The sequence below is a fragment of the Lachnoclostridium phytofermentans genome (genome assembly GCF_000733755.1).
Lineage (GTDB): Bacteria > Bacillota > Clostridia > Lachnospirales > Lachnospiraceae > Lachnoclostridium > Lachnoclostridium phytofermentans_A.
In genome coordinates, this window is sequence record NZ_JPOF01000005.1 from 2,501 (window position 1) to 10,250 (window position 7,750).

Genomic DNA, 7,750 nt, shown 5'->3' on the forward strand with positions numbered 1-7,750 from the left:
ATTTACTTTAAGAGAAAAAGATGTCATTGCATTAACAGAGTCTATCGTAGCACGAGCACAAGGAAATTATGCAAATGTTTCTGCTATTGCTACTGATGTTAAGAATAAACTTGGTGGAGAAACGATTGGAGTAATCTTCCCTATCTTATCTAGAAATCGCTTCGCTATATGTCTTAAAGGTATTGCTATGGGTGCGAAAAAGGTGGTACTTATGCTAAGCTATCCAAGCGATGAAGTGGGGAATGAATTAGTTTCTTTAGACCAATTAGATGAAGCTGGTGTAAATCCATATAGCGACGTACTTACTTTAGAACGTTATCGAGAGCTATTTGGAGAGAATAAGCACCCATTTACCGGTGTTGATTATGTAGACTACTACTCCTCTATTATTAAAAATGCTGGGGCTGATGTAGAAATCATCTTCTCTAACCAGCCAAAGACTATTTTAGAATATACAAAAAATGTACTTACTTGTGATATCCACACCAGAGTAAGAACAAAGAGAATCTTAACTAATGCTGGTGCTCAAAATGTTATTGGATTAGATGATATTTTGAATTCACCAATCGATGGTAGTGGCTATAATGAAAAATTCGGTTTATTAGGATCCAATAAATCCACGGAAGATCAAATTAAGCTATTCCCAAGAGAATGTTTCGATCTTGTTCAGGATATACAAAAACAAATCAAGGAGAAAACTAATCGCCATGTAGAGGTTATGGTATATGGTGATGGTGCATTTAAAGATCCTGTAGGTAAGATCTGGGAGCTTGCTGATCCTTGCGTATCTCCAGCCTACACGGAAGGCTTAGAAGGTACTCCAAATGAAGTAAAACTAAAGTATCTCGCAGATAATGATTTTAAAAATCTATCTGGTGATGCATTAAAAGATGCTATTTCCGAGAGAATTAAACATAAAGAAGATAATTTAGTTGGTAATATGGCAAGTCAGGGTACCACTCCACGACGTCTAACCGATCTTATCGGCTCACTTTGTGACCTAACTTCTGGTTCTGGTGACAAAGGAACTCCAGTCGTATTAATCCAGGGATATTTCGACAATTATACAAACTAAGAACTAACCCTATATAACTTCAAAAAGACTAGTAAGTTGCTACTGCATAACTTACTGGTCTTTTTTTTATTTATAATTTATATAATTATCTATGTTCTGAGCTTATTCCTTTATGATTCAAGGATATTCTTTTATGATTTAAGCTAATTCCTCTATGATTTAAACTTATTCCTCTATGATTTAAACTTTTTACTTTATGATTTAAACTTATTGATTTTTCAAAAATTAATAATAATTATATTTTTGTTGTAAAAACAACAGATTTTTAATCTATCATCCAATACAATAAAGGCATAGCAACTAGAAATTAATTAAAAAGGAGAGATAAAATATGAATCAAATGTTTTGTTTTCAATGTCAAGAAACTGCAGGAAATAAAGGCTGTACCCTTAATGGTGTCTGCGGTAAAACTGCTGCCCTAGCAAATATGCAAGATTTACTTATCTACGTAACAAAAGGATTATCTGAGGTAACAACAAAACTTCGTTTCGAAGGTAGAAACATTTTGCCAGAAGTTAATCACTATATAACATTAAATCTTTTTACAACTATAACAAACGCAAATTTTGATGATGAAGTTTTCTATCAAAGAGTAAAAGAAACCTTAGCTATAAAAGAAAATTTAATCAATCAGTTAAATAATAAAGAAAATCTATCCGAAGCTGCCCTTTGGACTTTAACAGTAGATAGCACAAAGGAAGAAATCGAATCCATGATTGCAAAGTCCAATTCAGATGAAGTCGGAGTATTAGCAACCAAAGAAGAAGACGTTCGTTCATTACGTGAATTAATTACTTATGGTTTAAAGGGTCTTTCTGCTTATGTAAAACATGCAAATGCTTTAGGCTATGATGAAGAGACTATTGCTATCTTTATGCAGGAAACCTTAGCTAAGTTACTTGATGATACTTTAACTGTGGATGAGTTAATTGGATTAACAATGGAAACAGGTAAATTTGGTGTAGATGGAATGGCATTACTTGATAAAGCAAATACCACAACCTATGGAAATCCAGAAATCACAAAGGTTAACATCGGTGTTGGAACAAATCCTGGTATCCTTGTGTCTGGTCATGATTTATCTGACCTTGAACAATTATTGATTCAGACAGAAGGAACTGGTGTAGATGTATATACTCATTCCGAGATGCTTCCTGCTCACTACTATCCAAATCTTAAGAAATTTAAGCATTTAAAAGGTAACTACGGAAATGCGTGGTGGAAACAAAACGAAGAGTTTGAGAAATTCAATGGCCCTATCCTAATGACAACAAACTGTATCGTTCCTCCAAGAGCATCCTATAAAGATAGATTATATACAACTGGTGCTGCTGGTTATGTAGGATGTAGGCATATTGAAGGAGAAACCGGTAAAAGTAAAGATTTCTCAGTAATTATTAAGCATGCGCTACAGTGTGAAGCTCCAGTGGAAATTGAAACCGGTGAAATTATTGGTGGATTCGCTCATGCTCAGGTCCTTGCACTTGCAGACGCAGTAGTAGCTGCTGTTAAGTCTGGTGCTATTAAGAAATTTGTTGTAATGGCTGGCTGTGACGGACGTGCAAAATCAAGAAATTACTATACGGATTTTGCTAAAGCACTTCCAAACGATACTGTAATCCTAACTGCAGGTTGTGCAAAATATAAATATAACAAGTTAGACTTAGGAGATATCGGTGGAATTCCTCGCGTATTAGATGCTGGTCAGTGTAATGACTCCTACTCCTTAGCTCTTATAGCATTAAAGTTAAAAGAAGTTTTCGAGTTAAGTGATATTAATGAGTTACCAATCATTTATAACATTGCATGGTATGAACAAAAAGCAGTTATCGTTTTACTCTCCCTTCTTTACTTAGGAGTGAAGAACATTCATTTAGGACCAACACTACCTGCTTTCCTCTCGCCAAATGTTGCAAATGTTTTAGTAAATAATTTTGGAATCGCAGGAATTCAGACAGTAGAAGAAGACATGGAATTATTCTTTGGAAAAGATTTTTCTTCCAACTCCTCCGATGAAATTACAAAGGACACTGTAATAGGTGATCTTCTTAGAATTAATCCAGATAGTGCTTCTACTCTTATGGAAGCTGGTATGCATTGCCTTGGTTGCCCTGCATCTCAGATGGAGACATTAGAAGAAGCTTGTGGTGTACATGGATTGGATGTTGAAGTACTCCTTAATAAGTTAAATTCCTAATCTTAAACCCATCAATATTCTTCCTCAAAATCTAATATTGAACCAAACTCTATTACTTTTTGAGCGTAAATGGTATAGAGGTACCTAATAAAAGCAGGTACAAAGTGTATCTTCTCGTTGCCTAGTAGCAATTAAGAATATCACGTTGTACCTGCTTATTTTATTTAATCTGATCTGATAGCATTTTCTAAATTAGCTACGTAAACATACTTATTGTTATAATGTAGACAACGCATGTCTCCATTGATTATTGTAACTTATAATCTTCAGGCTAAACTAAATAAGCAATTAATAATGTTGTATTCCCCTCCCTCCAAAGCACATCAACCTTTTTAAATCCTGCCTCCGATAAAAGCGATACTTGGTGTTCAACTGTACATGGTGTGTCATAATGATAGTATACATCCGGATTTAGTTGTTGCTCTGAAGTCATTCTTTCATACTCTAGGTTATAATATAGTTCTTCCGACTCCTCTGTTACCATATAGTCGCATTCAATATATCGTCCATTCTCTTTTAACGATTGTCTTAATTTAGAATATAGTATTTGTTTCTTCTGAACGGATAGATGATGTAATGTCTGAAATGATATCGCAACATCAAATGCTTGTATTGGATAATCAAATTGCACATAATCCTCTCTGATTAGTTTCAAATTATTATTGTTAAACTTAGTTTTTAATCTACTTAACATCCCAGCAGATAAATCTATTCCTGTTACTTCAATAAACGGATTCTTATGTAATATTTCCTCTAATTCTAAACCTGTTCCACAACCTAAATCTAAAAGGCTTCTTGTATTCTCTGGGATAAGTTTTCCCATCCTAAGATAACCTTCCTTACATCCCTCTACATGCTCAAGCATATGCTCTTCATATTCATCGAGTCTATTCTCAAAAAAATTCTCCATTTTCTCTAATTCCATACTTCCCTCCATAGCAAATATATCCCATATTCATTATAATCAATTATTCCCTTGTACCCTACCTTAAGTTTCCTTACCATTCATTCATAAGATTAAACTAAGTATAAGGAAGGTAGTTTATTCTTACCTTCTCATTGCAAGTATAATTACCAATGTCGTAGCCCAAATCGATAAGCCTTTGTTATAAGCTAGTACTTATGCTATATCTTACTCTTAATCTAACCTTATGTGATAGCGTTTCTTATTTTTTAGAAAATATCTAAGTTTTTATCTTATTATGGCACCTATCGATTATTAAGATTATCAAAATGTCAACAAAAAAAGACAAGAGAATCGCGAGGAATACGCTTTTCTTGCCTTGGATAAAAAAAAAGACCGTTAAAAACGATCCTTACTAAACTTTCCCTAATAAATGTATAATATTATACATTCTAATTCTATACTTTCAATAATCTCTATGGTTAATAGAGATTATTTTACTTCACATTGAATGTTTTAAACAAACCTTTTAGGTTAAGCCCTCGACCTATTAGTAACAATCAGCTACATGTGTTACCACACTTCCACCTTTGTCCTATCAACCTTATCGTCTTTAAGGGGTCTTACTTGCTTTCGCAATGGGATATCTTATCTTGAGGGGGGCTTCACGCTTAGATGCCTTCAGCGTTTATCCCGTCCCGACTTGGCTACTCGGCCATGCTCTTGGTAGAACAACCGATACACCAGAGGTCAGTCCACCCCGGTCCTCTCGTACTAAGGGCAGCTCCTCTCAAATATCCTACGCCTACGCCGGATAGGGACCGAACTGTCTCACGACGTTCTGAACCCAGCTCGCGTACCGCTTTAATGGGCGAACAGCCCAACCCTTGGGACCTACTACAGCCCCAGGATGCGATGAGCCGACATCGAGGTGCCAAACCACTCCGTCGATGTGAACTCTTGGGAGTGATAAGCCTGTTATCCCCAGGGTAGCTTTTATCCGTTGAGCGATGGCAATCCCACTTTATACCACCGGATCACTAAGTCCTACTTTCGTACCTGCTCCACCCGTCGGTGTCACAGTCAAGCTCTCTTATGCCTTTGCACTCTACGAATGGTTTCCAACCATTCTGAGAGAACCTTTGAGCGCCTCCGATACCCTTTCGGAGGCGACCGCCCCAGTCAAACTCCCCGCCTGACATTGTCCCCTAGCCGGGTCACGGCTACAGGTTAGAAATCCAGTACTACAAGGGTGGTATCCCAACAGCGACTCCGTAAGAACTGGCGTTCCTACTTCCTAGTCTCCCACCTATCCTGTACATGCAGCACCGAATCCCAGTATCAAGCTGAAGTAAAGCTCCATGGGGTCTTTCCGTCCTGGCGCAGGTAACCAGCATCTTCACTGGTATTTCAATTTCACCGGGTGCATTGTCGAGACAGTGCCCAAATCATTACGCCTTTCGTGCGGGTCGGAACTTACCCGACAAGGAATTTCGCTACCTTAGGACCGTTATAGTTACGGCCGCCGTTTACTGGGGCTTAAGTTCAAAGCTTCGACTTGCGTCTAACCTCTCCCCTTAACCTTCCAGCACCGGGCAGGCGTCAGCCCATATACCTCACCTTTCGGTTTTGCATAGACCTGTGTTTTTGCTAAACAGTTGCTTGGGCCAATTCTCTGCGGCCTGGTTTCCCAGGCACCCCTTCTCCCGAAGTTACGGGGTCATTTTGCCGAGTTCCTTAACAATGCTTCTCCCGTCGGCCTTAGGATTCTCTCCTCATCCACCTGTGTCGGTTTACGGTACGGGCATATAGTAAACAATAGCGGCTTTTCTCGACAGCATAGGTTCAGAAACTTCGTTACTTAAACTTCACTCCGCATCACACTTCACCATCACCGGACGGATTTGCCTATCCAGCTTGACTTTGTGCTTGCGCCGGTTTTTCCATTCCCGGCTTTTCCTACCTTTCTGTGTCCCCACAGTTCTGTTACTATATGGTACAGGAATATCAACCTGTTGTCCATCGACTACGACTCTCGTCCTCGCCTTAGGCCCCGACTTACCCAGAGCAGATCAGCTTTACTCTGGAAACCTTGGATATTCAGCCTAGAAGATTCTCACTTCTATCTCGCTACTCATTCCGGCATTCTCTCTTCTTAACACTCCACTGCTCCTTACGGTACAGCTTCGTCGCAGTTAAGAATGCTCCTCTACCAATCATACGAAGTATGATTCCACAGCTTCGGTGGTGTGTTTTAGCCCCGGACATTTTCGGCGCAAGATCTCTCGACTAGTGAGCTATTACGCACTCTTTGAATGTATGGCTGCTTCTAAGCCAACATCCTAGTTGTCTCTGAAATCTCACATCCTTTTCCACTTAACACACACTTTGGGACCTTAGCTGGTGGTCTGGGCTCTTTCCCTTTTGACTACCCAACTTATCTCGTGTAGTCTGACTCCCGATCATCATCTATACGGCATTCGGAGTTTGATAACCTTCGGTAAGCTTTGACGCCCCCTAGGGTATTCAGTGCTCTACCTCCGTTAGACTTATCCTACGAAGTAGGATATTATCGAGGCTAGCCCTAAAGCTATTTCGAGGAGAACCAGCTATCTCCGGGTTCGATTGGAATTTCTCCCCTATCCACAGTTCATCACCACCCTTTTCAACGGATGTGTGTTCGGTCCTCCACCACCTTTTACGGCAGCTTCAACCTGACCATGGATAGATCACCCGGTTTCGGGTATACACACAGTGACTCAGCGCCCTATTCAGACTTGGTTTCCCTTCGGCTCCAGACTTTTTGTCCTTAACCTTGCCACTGGATGTAACTCGCCGGACCGTTCTACAAAAAGTACGCGGTTCCACTCATAAGGTGGTTCCACAGCTTGTAAACATATGGTTTCAGGTTCTCTTTCACTCCCCTCCCGGGGTTCTTTTCACCTTTCCTTCACAGTACTATGCACTATCGGTCACTAAGTAGTATTTAGCCTTGGGGGGTGGTCCCCCCGACTTCCAACAAGGTTTCTCGTGTCTCGTTGTACTTTGGATACCGCTCGCTCTCTTTAGGTTTCGAATACGAGGCTTTCACTCTCTCTGGCTGGCTTTCCCAAAACCATTCTTCTACCCTCTAAGTCACTTATTGCGGTCCATAACCCCGTGAGTAAACTCACGGTTTAGGCTCCTTCCCTTTCGCTCGCCGCTACTCAGGAAATCGAGTTTTCTTTCTCTTCCTCCGGGTACTTAGATGTTTCAGTTCCCCGGGTTCCCGGCGTATGGCTATGTATTCACCATACGTCAATGGAGGTTTGCTCCATTAGGTTTCCCCCATTCAGAAATCTACGGGTCAAAGGATATTTGCTCCTCACCGTAGCTTATCGCAGCTTATCACGTCTTTCATCGGCTCTTAGTGCCAAGGCATCCCACCATACGCTCTTATTAGCTTAACCTTTGTATTAGGTCACACTTTTCAGCATGTTCTAATATGATATTTCATCACCTAGCGTAGTGTTACTTTATCGGTTTGTTTATCATAAATCTCATAACATCGTCTGTTATAAGAATTACGTTTAGT

3 protein-coding genes and 1 rRNA gene (1 of these 4 only partly in view) are annotated in these 7,750 nt (G+C 39.8%); 2 read left to right on the forward strand and 2 right to left on the reverse strand.

The window, feature by feature from the left end; translation table 11 throughout:
* Both CC92_RS0113350 and hcp read left to right on the forward strand, forming a co-directional pair.
* Nucleotides 1-1,075, forward strand: the 3' portion of a protein-coding gene (locus CC92_RS0113350) for a coenzyme F420-0:L-glutamate ligase (protein ID WP_029504021.1). 116 nt of this gene lie to the left of the window's left edge; only the last 1,075 of its 1,191 coding nucleotides appear in the window; its start codon lies beyond the left edge, outside the window; its stop codon occupies nucleotides 1,073-1,075.
* 331 nt (nucleotides 1,076-1,406) lie between these two features.
* Complete coding sequence (gene hcp, locus CC92_RS0113355) at nucleotides 1,407-3,272, forward strand: hydroxylamine reductase (RefSeq protein WP_029504020.1); 1,866 nt, start codon at nucleotides 1,407-1,409, stop codon at nucleotides 3,270-3,272.
* Nucleotides 3,273-3,543: 271 nt separating this feature from the next.
* On the opposite strand, the gene CC92_RS0113360 is transcribed toward hcp, so the two are convergent.
* Together CC92_RS0113360 and CC92_RS0113365 are read right to left on the reverse strand one after the other, a co-directional pair.
* Nucleotides 3,544-4,197, reverse strand: a complete 654-nt coding sequence (locus CC92_RS0113360; protein WP_029504019.1) for a class I SAM-dependent methyltransferase — start codon at nucleotides 4,195-4,197, stop codon at nucleotides 3,544-3,546.
* Between the two features lie 509 nt (nucleotides 4,198-4,706).
* A 23S ribosomal RNA gene (locus CC92_RS0113365) occupies nucleotides 4,707-7,625 on the reverse strand.
* Between the last annotated feature and the right edge of the window lie 125 nt (nucleotides 7,626-7,750).